The sequence below is a fragment of the Amycolatopsis sp. DSM 110486 genome (assembly GCF_019468465.1).
Lineage (GTDB): Bacteria > Actinomycetota > Actinomycetes > Mycobacteriales > Pseudonocardiaceae > Amycolatopsis.
This window is the reverse complement of record NZ_CP080519.1, coordinates 7,160,048-7,183,243: the sequence shown is the minus strand read 5'-3', so window position 1 is coordinate 7,183,243 and position 23,196 is coordinate 7,160,048. Positions and strand designations below refer to the sequence as shown.

The window sequence follows — 23,196 nt, the reverse complement described above, 5'->3', positions numbered from 1 at the left end:
CGTCCTCCGACCGGTTCAGGAAACTTACCGGTTCAGAATTTTTACCGAATCGCGCGCGCCTGTCAACGTCCGCTGGTCACGGCACCACGACCACGGGCCAGATCCCCGCGCGCACCAGCCGGTTGCCCACCGAGCCGACGAGCCGGTGCCCGCCCTGCTCCGACGCTCCGACCACGACCATGTCGGCACTCGCCTCGAGTGCGGCTTCCTTCAGCTCCGGATAGGCCTCGCCGCGGCGCACGACGAACGTCACCGGCACCCCGAGTTCGTCCGCGCGGCCGTGCAGCTCGGACCGCAGCTGCGCGATCTCCTCGGTGAACGTCTGCTGCTCGACGTCGACCACGGCGGCCGCGGCCAGCCCGGCCCACATCGACGGCGCCGCGACGTACACGACCACCAGCCGCGCCCGCTGGCGCCGAGCCAGACCCGCCGCATACGAAGCCGCGCGCAACCCCGTCGGCGATGTGTCCGTGCCGACCAGGATCACGCGCGGTCCGTCGGTTCCCCGTTCGTACGGCCCGGATTCCCACCGCGGGCCGTACTCCTCGACCAGATCTTCCACGAGGCCCATTATGTCCGCAGCGGTCAGCCTTCCCCGGCCACGTTCTCCACCGAGCGGCCTGTGGTGCGCGGGCCGAGGATCGCGATGTCCAGCGCCACCAGCACGAGCGCCGCGCCGATCACCACGAACAGCGTGGTCGCGCCCGAGCTGTCGAGCAGCGGGACCAGCACGAACGGCATCAGGCCACTCGCCAGCCGCGAGATCGAGTACGTGCCGCTCGACGCCGTGGAGCGCAGCGCCGTCGGGAAGATCTCGGCCTGGTAGATGTGGTAGGAGTTCGAGAACACGTTGCTGATCGCCGTGTAGATGAAGCCGAACACGATGGCGAGAGCAATGGAGTTCGCGAGCCCGAACGCGAGGCCGAACACCGCCATCGCGAGCACCGAACCGATGACCAAGTGCTTGCGCTCCAAGCGTTCCACGAGCGGCAGCGACAACGCCGAGCCCACCGGGTAGCCCAGGAACGTCAGCGCGGTGAACAGCAGCGACTGCGAAACCGGGTAGCCCTTCGCGGCGAGCACGAGCGGGACCATCGTGCCGAAGCCGTAGTAGCCGATGGTCTGCAACACGTGGAAAATCGTCATCATGATCGTGCGACGGCGGTACGTCGGCCCGAACAGGTCACGGACCGGCGCGGCCTTGCGCACGGGCTTCTCGACCGGTGCGGGCGCGGGCTCCTCGGCCGGGGCCTGGCCCGCCTCGGCCTCGAGACCCCGGATCACGGTCTCCGCCTCCTGCGTGCGCCCCACCGAGTGCAGCCAGCGCGGCGACTCCGGCAGGCCGCGGCGCAGCAGGAACACCACGCCGGCGCCGAGCGCGCCGATCACGAACAGCCAGCGCCAGCCGGCGATGCCCAGGAACGACCCCTCCGTGAGCCCCTTCGCGAGGAAGCCGACGACCGGCACACCGCAGAACGCGAGCGTGTACGCCCACGCGATCAGCTTGCCGCGCTTGCGGGCGGGCAGCAGGTCGGTGAGGTAGGTGTCGGCCAGCGGCGGTTCGGCGCCGAGGCCCACACCGGCGAAGAACCGGGTGATCAGCAGCATGATCGCGTTGCCGCTGAACGCGCCGAGTAGCGAGAAGAACGAGTACAGCGCCAGGTTGAGCAGGAACGCCCCGCGCCGGCCGAAGCGGTCGGCCAGGCGGCCGAGCAGCAGCGCGCCGAAGAACATGCCGAGGAAGGTCGAGGCCAGCAGCGGCGGGAGCGCCGCTTTGCTGAGCTTGAACTCGCTGACCAGCACCGCGCTGATCGTCCCGGTCAGGAACACCTCGTAGAACTCGAAGAACAGACCGAGCCCGACGGCGACGGTCGCGCGCCGATGGGTGCGGGTGACCGGCAGCCGGTCGAGCCGCGCCGCGACCGCGGCCGTCCCCGGCTCCGCCGTGTCGAGGGGGTTCGCCATCCGTCGTCTCCTTTGACAGTTCATGGCCGCGCGGATCCAGCGTAAGGCAGGATCCACTATGTGATTCGTGCCCCCATGATGTGGCGGTAGGCGCGCGGACGTCAAGGGTCGCGGAGCGTTGTGGATCAGCCTGAGGGGTCCACCGATCGGGACGGATCCACCCCCGGCAGGCCCCTCACCAGCACGAAGGGTGGCAATCCGCGCGGTCGCATCGCACGACAAGAAATCTTCACTCCGCGACGAAACCGGCGAATCAGCCACAACGGACAGTGAGACCACTCCCCCGCGCGCCGACCAGCGCGAACTCGCCCCGGGGTAGCGCGGTCCGTGAAGGGCACGTACCCACGCTGCAGCGCTAGCGGTTGTCTTCGGTGGCCCGCGCTCCACCAACCGACCACTCACGACACCGCGCAGCGGCGCCGAAGTCAGCCGATGACGTCGCGGGCCATTCCCGCGCGGTATCCCAGGCGTTCCGACGCCGCGGCCGCCGCGTCGAGCACCAGCGGCGCCAGGCGCGGCACGTCGGCCGACGTCATGCGCTGCGTCGGCGCGCCGATGCCGATCACGGCGCTCAGCTCGCCCGTCAGCCCGAACACCGGGGCGCTCAGCGAGGCCGCGCCGAGGTCGCGTTCCTCGAAGCTGCTGGCGTAGCCGTCGGCGCGGACCTGGGCGAGCTGCTGGTTGAGCAGGTCGATGTCGACGATCGTGTGCTCGGTGAAGCGCGCCAGGCCGTGCCCGACGGCGTCACGCAGCGCCAGCCGGTCCCACGCCAGGAAGACCTTCCCGGCCGAGCCGGCGTGCAGCGGCATCACCATGCCGACCACGAACAGCCGGATCACGGGGTGGCGCGACTCGGCCAGCGACACCACCGTGCGGAAGGCGCCGTCGCGCACGTACAGGCAGGCCGTCTCGCCCGAGTCGTCGCGCAGTTTGTGCAGCACGGGACGCACGAGCCGCACGAGGTCGAGGCCGAAGGTGCCCGGCGCGGCCCAGCGCACGAGGCCGAGCCCGACGCGGTAGGTGTCGTCGTACCGGTCGAGGAAGCCTTCGCGCACGAGGTTGTGCACCAGCCGCTGGCAGGTGCTGGCCGGCAGGCCGGTGGCGCGGGTGATCTGCTGCAGGGTCAGCTCGGGCTCCTCGATCGTGAACGACTCGAGGATCTGCTTGAACTTGCGCAGCACCAGCACCGGCGCGGTGCCGCCCCGCTCTTCCGCCATCGCCGCCCCGCTTCTGTGACCCACCCGACTGTTTCGCCGAGTGTAGTCAGCCTCGATCGTCTTGACGGCGACACGCACACCCGTATTCTGGGTTTGCAACTCACTATGTGGTTGGAGCGTGATCATGAGCAATCGAGGCCCTCTCACCGGAGTGCGGGTGGTCGAACTGGGCAACTTCGTCGCCGCGCCCACCGCCGGCAGACTGCTGGCCGACTTCGGCGCCGACGTCGTGAAGGTCGAGCGCCCGGGCAGCGGCGACGAGCTGCGCCGCTGGCGCCTGCACGCGGGTGACACCTCCCTGCTCTTCCGCACACTGGGCCGGAACAAGCGCTCCGTCACGCTCGACCTGCGCTCCCCCGAGGGCCAGGACGTCGCGCGCAAGCTCATCGCGAAGGCCGACGTCGTCCTCGAGAACTTCCGCCCCGGCACGCTCGAACGCTGGGGCCTGGGCCCGGACGAGCTCAAGCAGCTCAACCCCGGCCTCGTCCTCGTGCGCGTGTCCGGCTACGGCCAGACCGGCCCGTACCGCGACCGGCCGGGCTTCGGCGGCGTCGCCGAGGCCGTCGGCGGCCTGCGCGCGCTCACCGGGTACCCCGACCGCCCGCCGACGCGCGTCGGCGTGAGCCTCGCCGACTCCGTCGCCGGTCTGTATGCCGTGATCGGCGCGCTGATGGGCCTGCTGCGCCGCGAACGCGAGGGCGGCGGGGGCGAGACCGTCGACGTCGCGCTGTACGAGGCCGTCTACTCGCTGATGGAATCGCTGGTCCCGGACTTCGACGCGTTCGGCGTGGTCCGCGAGCCCGCCGGCTCCGCGCTGCCCGGCATCGCGCCGTCGAACACCTACCGCTGCGGCGACGGCAAGTACATCGTCGTGAGCGGCAACGGCGACGCCATCTTCCGCCGCCTCGCCCACGCCATCGGCCGCCCCGATCTCGCCGACGACCCGGCGCTGGCCGACAACGCCGGCCGCGTCGCCAACTCCGCCCGCCTCGACCAGGTCATCGGCGACTGGGCGCAGGGCCGTTCGCAGGAAGCCGCCGAGACGACGCTGCGTGCCGCCGACGTGCCCTGCGGCCCCATCCTCACCGCCGAGGACATCACCAAGGACCCGCACTTCGAGGCCCGCGGCATGCACCAGCGCCGAACCGTGCGCATCGACGACAACGACGTCGAGGTCACCTTCCCCGGCGTCGTCCCCGCGCTCGGCGAGCACCCGGGCAGCGTACGGACGCTCGGGCCGGAGCTCGGCGAGCACACCGAAGACGTGCTGGCCGAGCTCGGCTTCGACGACGAGGCCCGCGCGCGCCTGCGCGCCGGCGGCGTGATCTGACCCTTCCGCACAGACCGAGAACAAAGGAGACCCACCATGGACGAGGTCCTCATCACCGAGGTCGTGCTGCGCGACGGCCTGCAGGACGAAGCCCGCACCGTGCCCACCCCCGACAAGCTCCGCCTCGCCCGCGGCCTCATCGACGCCGGGTTCCGTGCGCTCGAGGTCGGCTCCTTCGTCTCGAAGCGCCGCGTGCCGCAGATGGCCGACACCGACGAACTCCTGCGCACGCTCGACCCCGCGAACAGCCCTGTCACCCTGCACACGCTGGTCTTCACCGAGCGCGGCGCCCAGCAGGCCGTGGAAGCCGGCGCCCGCTCCGTGCGGCTCGTGGTCTCCGCGAGCGACGGCCACAGCACGGCCAACGCCGGCGTGCCGACCGAAGGCGCGCTCGCCCGGCTTGAGAGCTGCGCCGAGATCCTCACCGCCGCGGACGTCGCCATCGAGGCGACCATCGCGACGGCCTTCGTCTGCCCGTTCGACGGCGACACCGACCCCGCGCGCACCGCCGCCACCGCGGAACGCCTGGCCAAGCTCGGCGCCGGCGTGCTGCACCTCGCCGACACCATCGGCGCGGCCAACCCGAGCCTGCTGCGCCGCGGGATCGAAGCCGTGCGCGACGCGGTGCCCGACCTGCCGCTCGGCCTGCACCTGCACGACACCTACGGCTTCGCCGCCGCCAACGCGTGGGAGGGCCTGCGGCTCGGCATCCGCCGCTTCGACTCGTCACTCGGCGGGATCGGCGGCTGCCCCTTCGCACCCGGGGCCTCGGGCAACATCGCCACCGACGACCTGGTCCACCTGCTTCACCGCGAAGGCATCGCCACCGGCCTCGACGTCGCAAAGCTGGCCAGCCTGCGTGACGAGGTCCGGCTCGCCGTCGGGCACGAGCTCGGCTCGGCACTCTCGTCGGTTCCTGCCACGCCCGCCGCGCTCGTCTGAAAATTCCCGTCCCGCCGGATTCCTGGTCATTCGGAGTACCGGAGCTGAGCCGATTGCTGGTAGCGTGCCCGCACCTGAACGCGCGTCCGGTACCCACCGGGGAGCGCAACGCGCGCGGCGGTGAGGCGGATCGCAATGCGAGACGATGTGGTCGAGGCAAGCTCGACCGTCGGGCACCCGCCCGACGCGGTGTGGCAGATCGTCGGCTCCCCCGAGCTCTATCCGAGATTCCTGCCGGCGATCAGCTGGTGCGAGGTGACCGAGGCCCCGCTGCGTGGCCGTGGCCCGCGCTGCCTGATCAGGCTGGCTCCCGACCGGGAAACGTTGGTGGAAGGCACCATCCACGCGGTGGTGTACCGGCCCGGCGAACACGTGGTGTGGTGCGGGCTGCCCGACGAGCGCAACTGGATCTCGTTCGAGCTGCGCGCGCTCGCGGGCGGGGCGACGGAGATCGTGCTGCGCCTGATGCTCCCGTCGCTGCCGCCCGAGCACCACGACCTGCTTTCCCGCTCAGCGGTCAAGGGCATGCTGAAAGAACTGACGCGGCGGATCGAGCTGCAGCTGTCCGGCGAAGCCGCCGAGCCGCCGGAGTACGACCGCGCGACGACGCTGCGCACGGCCAACACGTTGGTACGCGCGGGCGTGCTCGTCGCGGGCCGGCCGGACAAGGTCGCGAAGCAGCTCAACTCGCTTTCGCAGTGGGGCGCCACGATCGCGGGCGGCTACCTCGCGGCGACCGCGCGCGGCGCCGACGACATCGCCGTGCACGACGAACGCAACAGCCGCTCGTTCCGCGACATCGACGAGCGCAGCAACCAGCTGGCCAACTCCCTGGCGAAGCTGGACGTGCGGCCGGGCCAGCGCGTGGCGCTGATGTGCCGCAACCACGCGGCGATGGTCGAGGCGTTCGTCGGGTGCAGCAAGCTCGGCGTGGACGTGGTGCTGCTCAACACCGGCTTGTCGCCCTCCGCGGTGGAAGACGTGCTCACCGAGCACCAACCCGCCGCGGTGCTGGCCGACGACGAGTTCGCGCAGACCATCGCGGGAGTGCAGGGCGACTTCCCCCGCGTGAGCACGTGGGACGACGCCGAGCAGGGTTACCGGACCGTCGACGAGCTCATCCACGAGGCGTCCAAGGCGCGACCGAAGCCGGCCAAGCGGCCGGGCCAGATCGTGGTGCTCACCTCCGGCACCACCGGCACCCCGAAGGGCGCGCGCCGTCCGACGCCGAAAGGCCTGAGTACCGCGGCGAGCATCCTCGCGCGGATTCCCTTGCGGGCACGGGACAAGATCGCCGTCGCGGCACCGCTGTTCCACAGCTGGGGCCTGGCCGCGTTGCAGGTCGGGATGTCCGTGCGGGCGGAGCTGTCGCTGATCCGCCGGTTCGACGCGGAGCAGACGCTGCGGATGATCGCCGAGCACCGCTGCGACGCGCTGTTCGCCGTGCCGATCATGTTGCAGCGCATCCACGAGCTGCCCGAGCGCGTGCGCAGCCGCTACGACCTGTCGTCGCTGCGGATCGTGGCCAGCAGCGGTTCCGCGATGTCGGGCTCGTTCGTCAGTTCGTTCATGGACACCTACGGCGACATCCTCTACAACTTCTACGGCTCCACCGAGGTTTCCTGGGCCAGCATCGCCGACCCGGTCGACCTGCGCGCCGCGCCGACCACCGCCGGCCGCTGCCCGCCGGGCACCCGCATCGCCATCCTCGACGACGAGCGCCGCCCCGTGCCGCCCGGCGACGAGGGCCAGATCTTCGTCGGCAACGACATGCTCTTCGACGGCTACACCAACGGCTCCAGCGTGCCGCGCTCGAAGGACCTGATGGCCACCGGCGACGTCGGCTACCAGGACGCGGCCGGCCGGCTGTTCGTCACCGGCCGCGCCGACGAGATGATCGTGTCCGGCGGCGAGAACGTGTTCCCGCGCCCGGTGGAAGAGGCGCTGGTCGCGTTGCCCGGCGTCTACGAAGCGGCCGTGGTGGGCGTGCCGGACGAGGAGTTCGGCCAGCGCCTCGCCGCGTACGTCGTGCTCCGCCGCGGCGCGCGCATGCACGCCGAGGACGTGCGGCACTACATCCACCAGAAGCTGGCCCGCTTCGCCGTGCCGCGCGATGTGTACTTCGTGCCGGAGCTCCCGCGCAACGCCACGGGCAAGATCCTCAAGCGGATGCTCAACGACGACCTGTGGCCGTTGCCGCAGGCGTGAGCGTCAGCGGTCGGCCTTGCGGCTGACGATCCACCGGGCGACCCAGGGCGCGGGGATGAGCAGCAAGAGGGCGTAGTAGCCGAGCACGGGTTCGACGGCGGCCGCGACGAAGGCGATCAGCAGCGCGGCCGTGGACAACAAGTTGTTACCGAGCCACAGGTCGGTCACGGAATCGGGGCTGCGGGCCACGTTCCGGTCCCGGCGGATGATCAGCACCAGCGCGGACTGGGCAAAGCTGCTCGCGAAGATCGTGCCCGTGTAGAACATGGCGGCGAAGCGGTTGGTCCCGAACGAACCGGTGATCTCCGTCGGGAACGGCAGCACGGCGATGGTGAAGAGCCACACGAAGTTCGCGTACACCAACGGCCCGCTGTAGGCGCGGACCTCTTCGAAGATGCGATGGTGGCCCCACCACATCCGCGCGATCACCACGAAGCTCAGCACGAAGCTGAAGAGCTGGTTCCAGTGCTCCAGAACGACATCGACGGCTTCCTTGTGCTCCGCCGCCAGCTCGGGCACCAGATCGGTGAGCGGCAGCACGAGCAACGTCAACGCGATGGCCACCACGGCGTCGCTGAAGAACACGAGCCGCTCGGGTGATTTCGTCCGCTCCACATTGCTCTCCACGCTGTGATCCAACCACCTCACGGTGTGTGCGTGAAGCTGGGGCCGGGGTGTCTACTCAGGACAGTCACTTCCGCAAAGCGGTAGCCGCCGCAGCCGCGACCGCCTCCGCCAAAGCAGCCAGCGCGGGTGAGTCCAGCTTCCACTGTTGCCAGTACAGCGGCACATCCGCCGGCCGGTCCGGCGCCAGATCCACCAAAGAGGACCCCCGCGTCTGGAGTTCCGGCACCATCCCCCAGCCCAGGCCGGCGGTGACGGCATCCGCGAAGGACTGCGACGAAGGCACGTAGTGGCGGGCGCCGAGCGGTAGCGAGCGGCGGGTGAGGGTGCGCAGGAAGCGGTCCTGGAGGTCGTCCTTGCGGTCGAAGAGCACTGCAGGCGCCTCGGCCAGCGCGGAAGCCAGGGGGCGGTCCGCGAGCCAGCGCGCGACGAACGCCGGGGAAGCCATGGCGCGGTAGCGCATGAGGCCCAGGCGCGTTGAAGTGCAGCCCTGCACAGGGTGGGGCGCGGACGTGACGGCGGCCATCACGAGGCCCTCGCGCAGGAGGGTGGCGGTGTGGTCCTGGTCGTCGCTGCGGAGGTCGAAGGACACGCCGGGCACGGCGGCCAGCGCGGGGAGGAACCAGGTGGCCAGGGAGTCGGCGTTGACGGCGATGGGGAGGGTCAGCGGGCCCACGACGCCCACCAGGCCGAGTTCCGCGCGGGTGTCCTCCTCCAGACGCGTGAGCTGGCGCGCGAACCGCACGACGACCTGGCCCGAGTCGGTGAGCCGCACGGGTTTCGTCCGCAGGATGAGCACGCGGCCCAGGCGTTGTTCGAGCGCCTTCACGCGCTGGCTGACGGCCGACGGCGTCACGTGCAGCACGGCGGCCGCGCGGTCGAAGGACTGCTCGTCGACCACGGCGAGCAGTGTCCGGACCTGGTCGAGAGGGAGATCTGACATCACGGCAGCTAATGTTACGTAAGAATCTTTAGCTGGCCTAACTCGAAGACCCCACCTTACGGTCGAAGGCGTGGTTCCCGCACTCGCCGCCGGCTTCGGTACCGGCCTTTCGCTCATTGTCGCCATCGGGGCGCAGAACACGTTCGTGCTGCAGCAAGGGTTGCGCGGCGGGGCCGTCAAACGGCTGATCGTGGTGTGCGCGCTGTCGGACGTCGTGCTGATCGCCGTGGGGGTGAGCGGGATCGGCGCGGTGTTGCAGCGTTGGCCGGCGGCGATCACGGCGATCGGGGTCGTCGGTGGGGCGTTCCTGGTGACGTACGGGTTCCTCGCCGCGAGGCGCTGCATGAAGCCCGGCGCGCTGACGACAAGCGCGCTCGAGCCCGTGTCCCCGCGGCGCACGGTGCTCACCGGCCTCGCGCTGACCTGGCTCAACCCCCACGTCTACCTCGACACCGTGCTCCTGCTCGGCTCCGTGGCGGCCGGCCAGGGCGGTGGTCGCTGGGTCTTCGGCGTCGGCGCGGCGCTGGCGAGCGCCGTCTGGTTCAGCGCGCTGGGCCTGGGCGCGCGCCGGCTCGCGGGGGTGTTCGCGCGGCCGGCCGCCTGGCGGATCCTCGACGGGCTGATCGCCGTGACGATGACCGCGCTCGGCGTCTCGATGGTGCTCAGCCGGCTCGCCTGAAATCGCCAAGAAGGCCAACGAGCGCAAATCGTGAACAATAAGACCTAAGAGACATTTGGCGTTGATAATAACTCTGACTCAGAGCTAATGTCGAAGGCATGATCCCACCTCCCGACCTCGCCGAGCGGCTGATGTCCGCCGTGCAGGGCATCCGCCGCGTCGTGCGGCGGCGGGTGCGCGCGGAAGTGCCCGGCCCTCCCCTGCCTGGCGCGCAGGTCGAGCTGCTGCGGGTCGTCGACCGGCTGCCCGGCGTCGGCGTCGCCGCGGCGGCGCGCGAGCTGAGCCTCGCGGGGAACTCCGTGAGCACGCTCGTGAACCTCCTCGTCGAAGCCGGGTTGCTGCGCCGCGAGGTGGACCCGGCCGACCGGCGCGCCGCGCAGCTGCAGGTGACCGAGGCCGCGCGCGAGCGCATGGCGACCTGGCGAAAGGCGCGGACCGGGCTGGTCTCGGCCGCGCTCACGCGGCTGTCCGAAGAGGACACCGTGTCGATCACCGCGGCTCTGCCCGCGCTGGAGAAGCTGATGGACGCCCTGAAGGAGGAGGCATGAGCGCCCTGGAAACCGACCGCGAAGCCGGGCCCGAGCCCGCCGTCAGGTGCGCCGGCCTGCACCACTCGTTCGGCATCACGAAGGCCGTCGACGGCGTCGACCTGGAGATCGTGCCGGGCGAGATCTTCGGCCTGCTCGGCCCGAACGGCGCCGGCAAGACCACCACCATCCGCATGATCACCACCCTGCTGCCGCTCGACGCGGGGGCCATCACCGTGTTCGGCGTCGACGTCACGCGCCGCCGCATGGCCGTGCGCCGTCTGATCGGGTACGTGCCCCAGCAGCTCTCGGCCGACGGCGCGCTCACCGGACGCGAGAACGTGTCGCTGTTCGCGCGGCTGTTCGACGTCCCCCGCTCCCGCCGCGCCGACGAGGTCCACCGCGCGCTCGACCTGGTGGGCCTGCTGAATGAAGCCGACCGGCCCGCGGGCGGCTACTCCGGCGGCATGATCCGCCGGCTCGAGCTCGCGCAGGCACTGGTGAGCTCACCCCGGCTGCTCGTGCTCGACGAGCCGACCGTGGGCCTCGACCCGGTGGCGCGCTCGGCGGTGTGGGACCGCATCACCGAGATCCGCACGCGCACCGGCATGACCGTGCTCGTCACGACCCACTACATGGACGAGGCCGAGCAGTACTGCGACCGCGTCGCCCTGATGCACGCCGGCCGCGTCCGCGCGCTCGGCACCCCCGCCGAGCTCGAGGCGGAACTCGGCCCGGACTCCACTTTGGACGACGTGTTCCGGTCGATGACCGGCGACGCGCTGCAGAGCGAAACAGGAGGGATGCGCAATGTCCGTGCCACTCGCCGCACCGCCCGCCGTCTCGGCTGACCCGGGACCACTGGAACAACTGCGCATCCTGCTCTCCCGCATCGGCGCGATGTGCCTGGTGGAGCTACAGAAGCTGCGCCGCGACCAGTCCGAGCTGATCACCCGCGCGATCCAGCCCGCGCTGTGGCTGCTGATCTTCGGCGAGACGTTCACGCGGATCCACGCGATCCCGACCGGCTCGATCCCCTACCTCGACTACCTCGCACCCGGCATCCTCGCGCAGTCGGCGTTGTTCATCTCCATCTTCTACGGCATCCAGATCATCTGGGAACGCGACGCGGGCGTGCTCTCGAAGCTGCTCGTCACGCCGACACCGCGGGCCGCGCTCGTGGCGGGCAAGGCGTTCGCGGCCGGGCTGCGCGCGCTCGTGCAGGCGCTGATGGTGCTCGTTCTCTCGGCCATCCTCGGCGTGGGCCTCACCGCGAACCCGCTGCGGCTGCTGGGCATGGTCGTGATCGTGATCCTCGGTTCGGCGTTCTTCTGCTGCTTCTCCATCGTGATCGCCGGCATCGTGCTCTCCCGCGAGCGGCTGATGGGGATCGGGCAGGCCATCACCATGCCGTTGTTCTTCGGGTCCAACGCCCTCTACCCGGTGGACCTGATGCCCGGCTGGCTGAAGGTGCTCAGCCACATCAACCCGTTGAGCTACCAGGTCGACGCCCTTCGCGGACTTCTCATCGGCACTCCGGCCAACCTCGGGCTGGACTTCGGCGTCCTAGTGGGTGCGACCGCCTTGGCGATCGGCGTCGCATCGGCTCTGCTCGGAAGGTTGGCTCGATGACAAACTCTGCTTTACCCACCGTATTCACACGAGCCCGGTCGTAGGTTGGGGACCGTGGGAAAAGGCAAGGGGGTAGCCCCGTTCCTCGGATTGTGCGTGCTGGCAGGCGTTCTCGTCGCGGGCACGATGGCACCGGTCGCCATCGGCGCGGGTGTTTTGTCCAATCAGGTCAGTGACTCCGTCGACGCGATCTCCGCGGATCTGGAGCACGCGGACCCGCCGCTCGTGACAACGGTGACGGACCGGAACGGCGGCACGATCGCGACTTTGTACGCGCAGTACCGCATTCCGGTCACCGCGGCGCAGATCTCGCCCGCGATGAAGGCCGCGATCGTCGACATCGAGGACCGCCGCTTCTACACCGAAGGCGGTGTGGACCCGCAGGGCATGCTGCGCGCGGCGGTGAACGACAGCTCGGGCGGAGACCTCCAGGGCGCGTCGACGATCACGCAGCAGTACGTGAAGAACTACCTCATCAACGTCGTCGACCGCAACGACAAGACGGCGCAGGACAAGGACCGCGAGGACTCGTTGGCCCGCAAGCTGCGCGAGGCCAAGATGGCCGTGCAGATCAGCCAGACCGTGTCCAAGAACGACGTGCTCGCCGACTACCTGAACGTGGTGGAGTACACCGGCACCGTCTACGGCATCGGCGCGGCCGCGGAAGCGTATTTCGGGACCACAGCGGACAAACTGACCGTGCCACAGGCCGCGCTGCTGGCAGGCATGGTGAACAACCCCAGCGTCTACAACCCGTACACGCATCCGGACAACGCGCTCAAGCGGCGCAACACCGTCATCGACTCCATGGTCACGGCGAAGTCCATCCCCGCTTCCTTCGCCGCCACCGCGAAAGCGACACCGCTCGGCGTCGTCGGCACGCGCCCGGCCGCGCCGTCGAGCACGTGCATGGGCGCGGCGCCCGACGCCGGGTTCTTCTGCGCGTACGCGGTGAACTACCTCAAGCAGGCCGGGTTCACGATCGACCAGCTCGACACCGCCGGCTACGTCGTGAAGACCACACTCGACCCGCACGTGAGCCAGGTCGTGAAGGACGCGGTGGACGCCAACGTGCCGACGACACAGGACGGCGTGGCCAACACGTTCGCCGTGGTGCAGCCGGGCGCGAGCGGGCACCAGGTGCTCGCGATGGTCGCCAACCGCAACTACGGCACCGATCCGGCCCAGGGCGAGACGTCCACGAACATCGTGGCCGACGCGAGCAACAAGTTCGGCGCCGGTTCGTCGTTCAAGATCTTCACCTCGGCCGCCGCGATGGTGGCGGGCAAGGCCGGGCTGAACACGCCGCTGCCCAACCCGCTCAGCAACTGCTTCACGCCGCCGAACGCGAACAAGTACACGCCGTGCTACTCGGTGAGCAACGACGGCACCAGCTACCCCGACCCCATCTCACTCGCCAGCGGCCTGGCGACGTCGCCGAACGTCGCGTTCGTGGGGCTCGAGTCGCAGGTCGGCATGCCCGCCGTGCTGGACATGGCGCGCAAGCTGGGCCTGCGCACCACGCTCGCGACCAACGACGCGGGCAACCCGCCGATCACCGATCCGTCGGACGCGCGGTCGAAGAACCCCCAGTACGACGAGCCGCAGTCGCAGTACTTCCAGAACCTGCTCTCGTTCACCCTCGGCAACAGCCCGGTGAGCCCACTGGAGATGGCGAACGTCTCGGCGACACTGATGAGCGGCGGCACGTGGTGCCCGCCCGACCCGATCCTGTCGGTGACCGACCGCGACGGCCAAGCTGTGCCCGTAAAGCAGCAGGGGTGCGAGCAGGTGATCCCGACGGGCGTCGCCAACACGCTGGAGGCCGGGCTCTCGCAGGACACCACGGTCGGCACGTCGGCCGCCGCCGCGCACTCGGCCGGCTGGACACGCCCGGACATCGGCAAGACGGGAACCACGCAGCTGTCGGAGTCCGTCGCGTTCGTCGGTGGTGTGGACAACTACGCCGTGTCGTCCATGGTGTTCGCCGACGGCCCGCACCCGGAGGAGATCTGCCCCGGGACGCCCGTACACCTCGGCCAATGCGGCCACGGCGCGTTCGGTGGCACGGTCGCGGCCCCGCCGTACTTCCACGCCATGAGCACGCTGCTGGCGGGCGTCCCCGACACGCCGATCCCGCCGCCGGACCCGCAGTACCTCGACGCGCGGAACTGAACCTCCTGCAGGTCCGGCTGAAGGGCTCCTTGAGGGACTTCGATTCCCGCAAGGAGCCCTTCACAAACCACAGAGGTGGCCCGCGCGGCCCCGCGGCGTCCCGACCGACTTGGCGCGAGGGCGAAATGACCGAGTCGGCAGCCCGTCCTTCGTGCCCCCAGCGACCCACGTCGGCGGGTGGCGCGCCGGCGCTGCAGTGAACGCAACCTCGCCGCACTCGTGCCTCATCGGCGGACCGGATCACGCGGAGGATCGGCGTGATCGACTCCCGGTGCGCCGCGGCGGTGACCACGACCTTCGCGTGCCAGGTCCACCGGCGTTGTCGATGTTCGGTGTGCAGTGCCGGCTCCCGGACGTATTCGTGCAGCCGGCTCGGCCTGCACGGTGAGCCCGAAACCGCACCGGCCGAAACCGCGGACGACGACGTGTGGAAGCCCGTCGTCCGCGGCTGAGCGCTCGTTCGAAAAGCGGCTCAGCCGAACAGCGGCGGCGGCAGTTCCTCCGCCAGCACGATCGACTTCAGCTGCGTGTACATGTCCAGCGTTTCCTTGCAGTACTCCCGGCCGAGACCGCTGCCCTTGTAGCCGCCGAAGGGCGAGCCGTCAACGAGGTTGAAGTACTGGTTGACCCACACGGAGCCGGCGTGGAGGCGGTCGGCCGTGCGCATCGCGTTCTTCAGGTTGGTGGTGTAGACGCCGGCGGCGAGGCCGTACTCGACGTCGTTCGCCTGGTCGATCAGCGCGTCGTAGTCCTTCCAGCGGATGACCGACAGCACCGGGCCGAAGATCTCCTCCTGCGCGATGCGGCTGGAGTTCTCGGTCTCGAACACGGTCGGCTCGATGAACCAGCCGTGTTCGCTGCCTGCCACCGTCGTGCGGCCGCCGCCGGTGACCAGTGACGAGTCGGAGCGGCCGGAGTCGATGTAGTCCAGCACGCGCTGCCCCTGCTTCTCCGACACGAGACAACCGAGGCGCGTGGCGGGGTCGAGCGGGGAGCCGACGCGCACCCCCTGGAAGCTCGCGGAAAGCTTGCCCAGGAAGTCGTCGTACAGGTCGTCGTGCACGAACAGGCGGGTGCCGGCCAGGCACGACTGGCCGTTGCAGTAGGTGGCGGCGAACGTCGCGTTGTCGATGACCCGGTCGAGGTCCTCGATGTCGGGGAACACGATGTTCGGGCTCTTGCCGCCCAACTCCAGCGACACCGGCACGAGCCGCTCGGCGCCGGCGTGCGCGACGAGCCGGCCGACCTCCGCGGAGCCGGTGAAGGCGAGCTTGTCCACGTCCGGGTGCGCGGTGAGCGCGGCGCCGGCCTCGTCACCGTAGCCCGGCACGACGTTCACCACGCCGGGTGGGAAAAGTTCGGCGAGCTTCGTGCACAGTTCCAATGTGGACAGTGACGCGTTCTCGTCCGGCTTGAGCACCACCGTGTTCCCGGCCGCGAGCGCCGGGGCGAGCTTGAACGCGGTCATGATCGCGGGCACGTTCCACGGGATGATCTGCCCGACGACGCCGATCGGCTCGCGCTTGGCGATGGCCCAGCCGCCGGCGACGGGATGGTTCCAGCCGTCGTGCGTGACGGCGGCCGAGGCGAAGAACCGGTACTGCCCCACCGCGATCCGGTGGTCCAGCGGCGTTTCGAAGATCGTGCGGCCGATGTCCATCGTGTCGATGGCGGCCAGGCGCTCGGCGTTGGCCTCGATCCAGTCGGCGAGGCGGTGCAGCAGCAGCGACCGCTCCTCGGGACGTGTGGCGGCCCACTTCGGGAACGCCGCGCGGGCGGCGGCCACGGCGGCGTCGACGTCGGCCGCGCCGCCGCGGGTGATCGTCGCGAGCTGCGCGCCGGTCGCGGCGTCCACCGCGGGGAAGGTCTCGGTGGAGAGCGAGCGGAACTCACCGTTGATCAGTGGTTCGTAGTGGGAAGCGAGCGCCGGTTCGAGCTGTTCGACGGTCACAGGTGTCCTCCTCCGACAGTGACGTGGCTTACATCTCCTGCGGAGTATTCGGCACCGGAACGGAGAGTCAACGCGGCGTGCGTTCCCCGGCCCCCACCGTGCGCGAACCGGCTTTCCACGACGCGGGACGCGGCTATCCGTTGCCGCGCAAGGTGTCCGACGGGCCGCAGCCGTAAAGACGCCGGTGCTCGGCGCTGAACCGCCCGGCGTTGCCGAAACCCCACCGCGCCGCGACGGACGCCACCGTCGTCTCCTCCGGTGACCGCTCACGCAGCTCCGCGTGCGCCCGGCGCAGCCGCGTCTCCCGCAAGTACGCCACCGGCGAAGGCCGCCCCGCCCGGCTGAACGCGGCCTGCAGCCCGCGCACGCTCAGCCGCGCGGCCGCCGCGATCTCGAGCAGCCCGATGTCCTCCGCGGCGTTCAGCTCGATGAACGCCTCGGCGCGGCGCACGGCCGTCGGCGACACCTGGCCGGCCGGCTCGGCCTCCGCTTCGCCGAATGTGCTCGGGTACGCCTCCAGCAACGCGGTCGCCGCGAGCCGGAAGAGCTGGGCGGCGAGCAGCGGGCTGCCCGCCATCCCGTCGGCCGACCGCGTTTCCTCCAGCAGCAGCCGGGTCGCGGTGTCCCACCGGCGGGCGGCAGCGGCCGACGCAGGCCCGCCGAGCGCGAAGCGCACCGGCCGCGGTTCGTCCCACCCGCGCAGCTCGGCGGCGATCCGTTCGAGCCCGCCGCGGTCCAGCACGGTGTTGAGCACCTCGGCGCTGTCGTACCACCGCAGCTGGTACGAGCCGTACGCGTCCATCACGAGCGCGCCCGACCCGGCGCCGACGAGACCGTCGGCGGTCGAGCGGACAGCGAAGCGGCCCTTGAGCGGACGCGTGACGAGCACGAAGTCGTCGAACGGCACCGGGTCCACGTGCACCTCGGGCCCGCCGTACACGAGGTCGAACAGCCGCACCTTGGCGAACCCGCGCGAGCTCTGCCGGCAGACGAACCCACGCGCGCCACCGACGAGGTCGAGCCGGTGCGGGCAGTAGACGTCGCTGAGCCGCGACCGCGCCTCGTCCGGATCGCGCGTGTCGACCTCGGGTTTCACGACCGCAGCCATGGCTCGGCCCCCTTCGGCCGCTCTAGCGTCTTCCTGACGATCGTAAATTGTATTACAGTGGCGTTCTCTTGACGGCCGCCACGGGAAATGAGGTCAGCCGTGCAGCTCACGCCCAGTGCCCACTCGGATACGTTCTGCCGGGACAACTTGCCTCCGTTCGACCAGTGGCCGCACCTGCTCTTCGAGCTTCCCGAACTGCACTACCCCGATCGGCTCAACGCCGCAACCCGCCTGCTCGACGGAGCCGTCGCGCACTGGGGCCCCGACCGGCCCGCGGTGCTCTCGCCGACGAGCACCTGGACCTACGGCGAACTGCTCGCCCGCGCCAACCAGATCGCGGGCACGCTGGTGAGCCTCGGTGTGGTGCCGGGCAACCGCGTGCTGCTGCGCGGCCCGAACACGCCATGGCTCGCCGCGTGCTGGCTCGGCGTGCTCAAGGCCGGCGCGGTCGCCGTGACCACCATGCCGATGCTGCGCACGCACGAGCTGACGAAGATCGTCGACGCGTCCTCCCCCACGCTCGCGCTCGCCGACCACCGCTACACCGAGGACCTGCTGCCGTTCGCCCTGCCGCTGCTCGCCTTCGGCGGCGACTCCCCCGACGACCTCGCGGCCCGGTGCGCGACGCAGCCCGAGACGTTCGCCGACGTCGTGACGGCCGCCGACGACGTGGCGATCCTGGCCTTCACGTCGGGCACCACCGGGCGGCCCAAGGCCACCATGCACTTCCACCGCGACCTCATCGCCATCGCGGACACGTTCTCGCGCCACGTCGTGAAGCCCGAGCCCACCGACCTGTTCACGGGCACGCCGCCGCTCGCGTTCACGTTCGGCCTCGGCGGGCTGCTCGTGTTCCCGCTGCATGCGGGCGCGGCCACGCTGCTGGTCGAGCGCGCGACGCCGCCGGAGCTGGCCGACCTCGCGGCGGCCCACGGCGTCACGGTGCTGTTCACCGCCCCCACGGCCTACCGCGCGATCCTCGCCTCCGACCGAAGAGCCTCGCTGTCGGCGCTGCGCCGCGCGGTCTCGGCGGGCGAGGCGCTGCCGGAGAGCGTGGCCGTCGACTTCCACGAGGCCACAGGCCGCTGGCTCATCGACGGCATCGGCAGCACGGAGATGCTGCACGTGTTCATCTCCGCCGCCGACGAGGAAACCCGCCCGGGCTCCACCGGGCGCGCAGTGCCGGGGTTCCGCGCGCGGATCGTCGACGACGAGGGCCACCCGGTGCCCGACGGCACGCCCGGCCGGCTCGCCGTGCAGGGCCCCACGGGCTGCCGCTACCTCGCCGACGACCGCCAGACCGTGTTCGTGGAGGACGGCTGGAACCTCACCGGCGACACGTATGTGCGCGACGCCGACGGCTACTTCCACTACCGCGCCCGCAGCGACGACATGATCGTGTCATCCGGCTACAACATCGCCGGCCCCGAGGTCGAGGAAGTCCTCATGGCGCACCCCGACGTGCTGGAGTGCGCGGTGGTCGCGGCGCCGGACGAGGCGCGCGGGTCGATCGTCGCGGCCTACGTGGTGCTGCGCGAAGGCGCGGACAGCGACGCCGCGATGGTCAAACAACTGCAGGACTTCGCGAAATCCGTTGCGGCGCCGTACAAATACCCGCGGCGGGTCGAGTTCGTGACCGAGCTGCCCCGCAACCCCAGCGGCAAGCTGCAACGGTTCCTCCTGCGCCGCCGGGCGGCCGGGCAGTCCGCGGAACCGCAGCCCGTCAACCCCTGAGCGTGGCCGAGCCCGTCAGTGCGACCGGGCGGGGATCAGGTTCCAGCCGAGGGTGACCACGGTGCCGTCCACGCCGGGCACGATGTCGGCGTGGTCGGCGCTCGCCCGCAGCAGCAGAAGCCCCCGGCCACGCAGCGACACGGGGTTCGGGTCGTCGACCGGCGCGCGCCAGTGCCCGTGATCGGTGATCACGATCTCGACGCGGTCCCGCCGCACCACGGCTTCGAGGTCGAGCAGACCCCGCCCGTCGCCGCCGTACGCGTGGTCTGCGACGTTGGCCAGCGCTTCGTAGCTGGCGAGCACGATGTCCTGCGCCCGGTCCTCGGGCACGCCCGCCGCGCGCACCCACGCCGTGAGCCGGTGGCGCAGCGCGCGCAGGGCACCCGGCTCGGCCACGACGTCGCGGCAGCTCAGCGGGGTCCCGCCCGGCTGGATGTCCTGGGGGAGGTTGTCTTCGGGCAGGGCCACGATCACGCCTCCGTTCCCGAAGCGAGCGCCTCGTCGACGGTGGTGAACAGGCCGATCCACGTGTCGAGCCCGGTGCTGGTGAGCGGCCGCGTCGTGACGTGCGACGTCGAGACCACGCGCAGCCTTCGCTCCCCCAGCCGCTGGTGCGCCGCGGCCAGCACCTGGAGCCCGGCCGAGCTGAGGAAGGTGACCTTGCGCAGGTCGACCACGAGTACCTCGGGACTCTCGTCGACCACGCCGGTCACGATCTCGTCGAGCTCGGGCGCGGTGACGAGGTCGATCTCGCCCGCGACGGTCACCACGGCGGCCCGCTCGTGACGCCGCACCGTGACCAGCAGGTCGCCGGTCTCGGGCACATCCCGGGGAGAAGACGTCACAAGATCCCATCGTGCAGGATCGCCGCCGCGCGCGCCACTGCCGGCGCTCAGCGCGGCAGCTTCACGACGGTGACGAAGAAGTCGTCGATCTGGCGCACGACCTCCACGAACCGGTCGAAGTCCACGGGCTTGGTCACGTACGCGTTGGCGTGCAGGTCGTAGCTGCGCAGGATGTCCTCCTCCGCCTCCGACGTCGTCAGCACGACGACCGGGATGCTGCGCAGCTCCGGCGTCGCCTTGACCTCGGCGAGCACCTCGCGCCCGTCCTTGCGGGGCAGGTTGAGGTCCAGCAGGATCAGGCCCGGGCGCGGCGCGTCGGCGTACCGGTCCTCGCGGCGCAGGAACTGCAGGGCCTCCACCCCGTCGGCCACCACGTAGAGCGCGTTGCGGATCTTGTGGTGCTCGAACGCCTCCTGCGTCATCAACACGTCGCCCGGGTCGTCCTCGACGAGCAGGATGTCGATGGGGGCCATGGTTTCGGTCATGCGTCCTCGTTCCCGGTTCGGGTCTCGATCAGGGGCTCGGTGTGCGCGGTCCGCGCTGGTTCCGGCTCGGGCGACGGATCGGGCGCGGGCAAGGTGAAGCGGAAGCGGCTGCCTTCGGTCACCTCGGTGTCGAGCCAGATGCGGCCGCCGTGGAACTCCACGATCTTGCGGCACATCGCGAGCCCGATCCCGGTCCCGCTGTAGGCCGACTTGCTGTGCAGCCGCTGGAATATCACGAAGATCCGCTCGGCGTACTGCGCCTCGATGCCGATCCCGTTGTCGGACACGGAGAACAGCCACTCGTCGCCCTGGCGCTCGGCGCTCACGCGGACGACGGGCGGGACTTCGCCGTGGAACTTCAGCGCGTTGTTGACCAGGTTCTGCAGCACGGCGGTGAGCAGCGGCCCTTCGCCCCGGACCCGGGGCAGCTCATCGCGCTCGATCCGCGCGCCGGTCTCCTCGATCACGGGCTCGAGGTTGCCGAGCGCGTCGTCGAGCAGCTTCCCGGTGTCCACCATGGTCATCTCGCCCGCGCGGCGGCCCACGCGGGAGAAGGAAAGCAGGTCGTTGATGAGGTTCTGCATGCGCTTCGCGCCGTCGACGGCGAAGGCGATGTACTGCTCGCCGCGTTCGTCGAGCTGGCCTTTGTAGCGACGTTCGAGCAGCTGGCAGAAGCTCGCGACCTTGCGCAGCGGCTCCTGCAGGTCGTGCGAGGCCACGTAGGCGAACTGCTCGAGGTCCGAATTGGACCGTTCGAGCTCCTGCGTGCGGGTGTCGAGCAGCTCGTGCGCCTGCTCCAGCTCGCTGACCTCGCTCACGATCCGCAGGCGCATCGCGTCGACGTCGGAGCCCAGCTCCACGAGCTCGCGCGGGCCGGTGCCGCGCACGGGCCGGTGGATGTCGTCGGTGGCGGACACCGCGCGGACCTCGGCGGCCAGCCGCATGATCGGCACCGTGATCACGCGGCGCAGCCAGACCCACAGCAGGACCAACAGGATCACCACGAGCCCGGCGATCACGAGCAGCAGCACGGTGAGCTGGCTGGCGGCGCCGTTGAGGTCGGCCCGGCCGACGTCACGCGCGGCGGACACGTGCGCCGAGAGCGTGCCGAGGGTGACCCGGACCCGGTCGAACAGCGTCTTGCCGGCATCGGCCGCGCCGACTCCGGGCGGCGGGGCTCCGGGTGACGTCGGCTTCGTGACCGCGTCCTGCCACGCGCCGGCGGCGCGCAGCACGGACTCGAGGTCGTCGCCGACCTGAGTGCCGGGCAGCGCACCGAGGCGGCGCAGCTCGGCCGCGGCGTCGTCCTGCTGCGTGCGGCCCGCCAGGTAGGGGTCGAGGAACTCGCGCCGGCCGGTGAGCAGGAACCCGCGGATGCCGGTCTCCTGGTTCAGCAGCGCCTGCGAAAGCGCGTTGGCCTGCAACAGCTGCGGGCCGCTCTGGTCAAGCAGACGGCTGCGGGCGTCGTTGAGGTTGCCCACCGCGAGGACCCCGCCGGCGACCGCCGCCAGCAGGAGCACCGCCTCGACGAGGCCGACCACCGAAACCCAGCGGCGGATCGGCCAGTGCGGCTGCGCGCGGACGTACCGGCTCACTCCGCGGCCTCCGCACGATCTTCGAGGTGCGTGAGCATGGTGAGGGCGACGTCGTCGTCGAGCGGGCCGGCGTTGAGCTCCTCGACACAGGTGATGAGCCGGTCGAGCACCACGCCGTGGCCGGTGTCCGGGCCGGCCTCGCCGAGGAGCTCGACGAGCAGCCGCGCCATCTCTTCGTGGCCGAGGCGCTCCGCTCCGCCGCCGACGCGGCCCTCGAAGATGCCGTCGGTGTAGAGCACGAGCGACCAGCCGGGTTCCAGGTCGACGTCCAGCGGGTCCCAGCGCGCGTCCGGGACGACGCCGAGCGGCACGCCCAGCTTTTCGCCGGACAGCAGGCGGCCGGTGCCGTCGCGGCTGATCAGCAGCGGGGGCGGGTGGCCGGCGAGGCTCATCCGCGCCGATCGGCGGTCGGGAGCGACGACGACCGTGCACAGCGTCGCGAACAGCGGGCGGATCCGCTCGTGCACGAGGACGCGCTCGACCGTCGCGAGCACGTCGGCCATCGGCATGCCGGCCAGCACCAGCGCGCGCCACGCGATGCGCAGCGCGACGCCGAGGGCGGCTTCGTCCGGGCCGTGGCCGCAGACGTCGCCGATCACCAGGTGCACGGTGCCGTCGGTGAGCTCCACGGCGTCGTAGAAGTCGCCGCCCAGCAGTGAGCCGTTGCGGCCCGGACGGTACTTCGACGCCAGCTCCAGGCGCGGGTCGGCGAGCAGCGGGGTGGGCAGCAGACCGCGTTCCAGACGCGAGTTCTCGCTGGCCAGCAGCTGTTGCTGCAGCAGCTGCTGCTCCACCTGCTCGGTGCGCTTGCGTTCCCACGCGTAGCGCAGCGCCTTACCCAGCAGCGGGCCGTCGACCTGGTTCTTGCCGAGGTAGTCCTGGGCGCCCGCGGCGACGGCGGCGACCCCGGTGGTCTCGTCGTTCTGCCCGGTCAGAACCACCACTGCGGTACCGGGCGCGTGCTGGCGCACCCGCGTGAGCCCGGTGAGCCCCATGGCGTCGGGGAGCTGGAGGTCGAGCAGGATGCAGTCGGCGACGACCGGGCCGGCGAGGGCTTCGGCCAGCGTCCGCGCGCGGGCGAGGGTGGCCGGCACCGCGGCGTCGGCGAGCAGCTCTTCCACGATCAGGGCGTCGCCGTCGTCGTCCTCGATCAGGAGGACGCGCAACCGCGAACCCGGCGTGGCCGGAACGGCCGGCGGGAGCACCGGTGAGGTGTCCCGCTCCATGGTGTCCGGC

General features: G+C 70.8%; 21 protein-coding genes. 9 read left to right on the top strand and 12 right to left on the bottom strand.

Annotation, left to right across the window (positions count from 1 at the left end; genetic code table 11):
* Nucleotides 1–76: 76 nt before the first annotated feature.
* The 3 genes from K1T34_RS34840 to K1T34_RS34830 all read right to left on the bottom strand — a co-directional run bounded on the left by K1T34_RS34840 (nt 77) and on the right by K1T34_RS34830 (nt 3,182).
* Nucleotides 77–571 (bottom strand): universal stress protein, encoded by a 495-nt coding sequence (locus K1T34_RS34840; RefSeq protein ID WP_255637768.1) that lies wholly within the window; start codon nt 569–571, stop codon nt 77–79.
* A 14-nt stretch (nt 572–585) separates the two neighbouring features.
* Nucleotides 586–1,965 carry an MFS transporter gene (locus K1T34_RS34835; RefSeq protein ID WP_220238966.1) on the bottom strand — a complete coding sequence of 460 codons (1,380 nt, stop codon included), beginning with the start codon at nt 1,963–1,965 and terminating at the stop codon, nt 586–588.
* 425 nt (nt 1,966–2,390) lie between these two features.
* A complete protein-coding gene (locus K1T34_RS34830) occupies nt 2,391–3,182 on the bottom strand; it encodes an IclR family transcriptional regulator (protein ID WP_220238965.1) in 792 nt (263 codons plus the stop codon).
* Nucleotides 3,183–3,306: 124 nt separating this feature from the next.
* On the opposite strand from K1T34_RS34830, the gene K1T34_RS34825 reads away from it, so the two are divergent.
* The 3 genes from K1T34_RS34825 (at nt 3,307) to K1T34_RS34815 (ending at nt 7,662) form a co-directional block, all read left to right on the top strand.
* Nucleotides 3,307–4,512 (top strand): CaiB/BaiF CoA-transferase family protein, encoded by a 1,206-nt coding sequence (locus K1T34_RS34825; protein ID WP_220238964.1) that lies wholly within the window; start codon nt 3,307–3,309, stop codon nt 4,510–4,512.
* Nucleotides 4,513–4,548: 36 nt separating this feature from the next.
* On the top strand, nt 4,549–5,454 hold the full coding sequence (locus K1T34_RS34820; protein WP_220238963.1) for a hydroxymethylglutaryl-CoA lyase: 906 nt from the start codon (nt 4,549–4,551) through the stop codon (nt 5,452–5,454).
* 135 nt (nt 5,455–5,589) lie between these two features.
* Nucleotides 5,590–7,662 carry an AMP-binding protein gene (locus K1T34_RS34815; RefSeq protein WP_220238962.1) on the top strand — a complete coding sequence of 691 codons (2,073 nt, stop codon included), beginning with the start codon at nt 5,590–5,592 and terminating at the stop codon, nt 7,660–7,662.
* A gap of 3 nt (nt 7,663–7,665) precedes the next feature.
* Here the strand turns inward: K1T34_RS34815 and K1T34_RS34810 are convergent, their stop codons facing one another.
* Both K1T34_RS34810 and K1T34_RS34805 read right to left on the bottom strand, forming a co-directional pair.
* Nucleotides 7,666–8,289, bottom strand: a complete 624-nt coding sequence (locus K1T34_RS34810; protein WP_255637767.1) for a TMEM175 family protein — start codon at nt 8,287–8,289, stop codon at nt 7,666–7,668.
* A 64-nt stretch (nt 8,290–8,353) separates the two neighbouring features.
* On the bottom strand, nt 8,354–9,229 hold the full coding sequence (locus tag K1T34_RS34805) for a LysR family transcriptional regulator ArgP (protein ID WP_220238961.1): 876 nt from the start codon (nt 9,227–9,229) through the stop codon (nt 8,354–8,356).
* Between the two features lie 70 nt (nt 9,230–9,299).
* Between K1T34_RS34805 and K1T34_RS34800 the strand changes: the two genes are divergently transcribed.
* The 5 genes from K1T34_RS34800 (at nt 9,300) to K1T34_RS34780 (ending at nt 14,242) form a co-directional block, all read left to right on the top strand.
* Entirely contained in the window at nt 9,300–9,908 is a 609-nt protein-coding gene (locus K1T34_RS34800) for a LysE/ArgO family amino acid transporter (protein WP_220238960.1), read from the top strand.
* 98 nt (nt 9,909–10,006) lie between these two features.
* On the top strand, nt 10,007–10,456 hold the full coding sequence (locus K1T34_RS34795) for a MarR family winged helix-turn-helix transcriptional regulator (protein WP_220238959.1): 450 nt from the start codon (nt 10,007–10,009) through the stop codon (nt 10,454–10,456).
* Nucleotides 10,453–11,286, top strand: coding sequence for an ABC transporter ATP-binding protein (locus K1T34_RS34790; RefSeq protein WP_220238958.1), 834 nt, complete (start codon nt 10,453–10,455; stop codon nt 11,284–11,286). The genes K1T34_RS34795 and K1T34_RS34790 overlap by 4 nt, the downstream gene beginning before the upstream one ends.
* Nucleotides 11,246–12,067: an ABC transporter permease gene (locus tag K1T34_RS34785; protein ID WP_220238957.1), complete on the top strand. Its 822-nt coding sequence runs from the start codon at nt 11,246–11,248 to the stop codon at nt 12,065–12,067. The genes K1T34_RS34790 and K1T34_RS34785 overlap by 41 nt, the downstream gene beginning before the upstream one ends.
* Before the next feature lie 126 nt (nt 12,068–12,193).
* Nucleotides 12,194–14,242, top strand: coding sequence for a transglycosylase domain-containing protein (locus tag K1T34_RS34780; RefSeq protein WP_220247564.1), 2,049 nt, complete (start codon nt 12,194–12,196; stop codon nt 14,240–14,242).
* A 472-nt stretch (nt 14,243–14,714) separates the two neighbouring features.
* On the opposite strand, the gene K1T34_RS34775 is transcribed toward K1T34_RS34780, so the two are convergent.
* Complete coding sequence (locus K1T34_RS34775) at nt 14,715–16,193, bottom strand: aldehyde dehydrogenase (RefSeq protein WP_220238956.1); 1,479 nt, start codon at nt 16,191–16,193, stop codon at nt 14,715–14,717.
* A gap of 133 nt (nt 16,194–16,326) precedes the next feature.
* Entirely contained in the window at nt 16,327–17,301 is a 975-nt protein-coding gene (locus K1T34_RS34770; RefSeq protein WP_220238955.1) for an AraC family transcriptional regulator, read from the bottom strand.
* A 99-nt stretch (nt 17,302–17,400) separates the two neighbouring features.
* Here K1T34_RS34770 and K1T34_RS34765 point away from each other — a divergent pair, with 99 nt between their 5' ends.
* Entirely contained in the window at nt 17,401–19,035 is a 1,635-nt protein-coding gene (locus K1T34_RS34765; protein WP_220238954.1) for an AMP-binding protein, read from the top strand.
* A 15-nt stretch (nt 19,036–19,050) separates the two neighbouring features.
* Here the strand turns inward: K1T34_RS34765 and K1T34_RS34760 are convergent, their stop codons facing one another.
* Genes K1T34_RS34760 through K1T34_RS34740 form a run of 5 tightly spaced genes read right to left on the bottom strand, consistent with a single transcriptional unit; the run spans nt 19,051 to nt 23,186 of the window.
* The gene (locus K1T34_RS34760) at nt 19,051–19,503 is read right to left on the bottom strand and encodes an ATP-binding protein (protein WP_370643441.1); all 453 of its coding nucleotides are present in this window, start codon (nt 19,501–19,503) and stop codon (nt 19,051–19,053) included.
* A gap of 2 nt (nt 19,504–19,505) precedes the next feature.
* On the bottom strand, nt 19,506–19,880 hold the full coding sequence (locus K1T34_RS34755; protein ID WP_255637765.1) for an STAS domain-containing protein: 375 nt from the start codon (nt 19,878–19,880) through the stop codon (nt 19,506–19,508).
* Between the two features lie 47 nt (nt 19,881–19,927).
* Nucleotides 19,928–20,365, bottom strand: a complete 438-nt coding sequence (locus K1T34_RS34750) for a response regulator (protein ID WP_220238953.1) — start codon at nt 20,363–20,365, stop codon at nt 19,928–19,930.
* Nucleotides 20,362–21,960, bottom strand: a complete 1,599-nt coding sequence (locus tag K1T34_RS34745; protein WP_220238952.1) for an ATP-binding protein — start codon at nt 21,958–21,960, stop codon at nt 20,362–20,364. The genes K1T34_RS34750 and K1T34_RS34745 overlap by 4 nt, the downstream gene beginning before the upstream one ends.
* Complete coding sequence (locus tag K1T34_RS34740; RefSeq protein WP_220238951.1) at nt 21,957–23,186, bottom strand: PP2C family protein-serine/threonine phosphatase; 1,230 nt, start codon at nt 23,184–23,186, stop codon at nt 21,957–21,959. Before K1T34_RS34740 ends, K1T34_RS34745 begins: the two co-directional genes overlap by 4 nt.
* Between the last annotated feature and the right edge of the window lie 10 nt (nt 23,187–23,196).

What these genes read in the sequence shown, in the direction of transcription:
- K1T34_RS34740 (WP_220238951.1), bottom strand. Translation starts at nt 23,186, where the DNA reads ATGGAGCGGGACACCTCACCGGTGCTCCCGCCGGCCGTTCCGGCCACG.
- K1T34_RS34795 (WP_220238959.1), top strand. Translation starts at nt 10,007, where the DNA reads ATGATCCCACCTCCCGACCTCGCCGAGCGGCTGATGTCCGCCGTGCAG.
- K1T34_RS34790 (WP_220238958.1), top strand. Translation starts at nt 10,453, where the DNA reads ATGAGCGCCCTGGAAACCGACCGCGAAGCCGGGCCCGAGCCCGCCGTC.
- K1T34_RS34780 (WP_220247564.1), top strand. Translation starts at nt 12,194, where the DNA reads ATGGCACCGGTCGCCATCGGCGCGGGTGTTTTGTCCAATCAGGTCAGT.
- K1T34_RS34840 (WP_255637768.1), bottom strand. Translation starts at nt 571, where the DNA reads ATGGGCCTCGTGGAAGATCTGGTCGAGGAGTACGGCCCGCGGTGGGAA.
- K1T34_RS34785 (WP_220238957.1), top strand. Translation starts at nt 11,246, where the DNA reads ATGTCCGTGCCACTCGCCGCACCGCCCGCCGTCTCGGCTGACCCGGGA.
- K1T34_RS34830 (WP_220238965.1), bottom strand. Translation starts at nt 3,182, where the DNA reads ATGGCGGAAGAGCGGGGCGGCACCGCGCCGGTGCTGGTGCTGCGCAAG.
- K1T34_RS34770 (WP_220238955.1), bottom strand. Translation starts at nt 17,301, where the DNA reads ATGGCTGCGGTCGTGAAACCCGAGGTCGACACGCGCGATCCGGACGAG.
- K1T34_RS34820 (WP_220238963.1), top strand. Translation starts at nt 4,549, where the DNA reads ATGGACGAGGTCCTCATCACCGAGGTCGTGCTGCGCGACGGCCTGCAG.
- K1T34_RS34805 (WP_220238961.1), bottom strand. Translation starts at nt 9,229, where the DNA reads ATGTCAGATCTCCCTCTCGACCAGGTCCGGACACTGCTCGCCGTGGTC.
- K1T34_RS34835 (WP_220238966.1), bottom strand. Translation starts at nt 1,965, where the DNA reads ATGGCGAACCCCCTCGACACGGCGGAGCCGGGGACGGCCGCGGTCGCG.
- K1T34_RS34750 (WP_220238953.1), bottom strand. Translation starts at nt 20,365, where the DNA reads ATGACCGAAACCATGGCCCCCATCGACATCCTGCTCGTCGAGGACGAC.
- K1T34_RS34825 (WP_220238964.1), top strand. Translation starts at nt 3,307, where the DNA reads ATGAGCAATCGAGGCCCTCTCACCGGAGTGCGGGTGGTCGAACTGGGC.
- K1T34_RS34815 (WP_220238962.1), top strand. Translation starts at nt 5,590, where the DNA reads ATGCGAGACGATGTGGTCGAGGCAAGCTCGACCGTCGGGCACCCGCCC.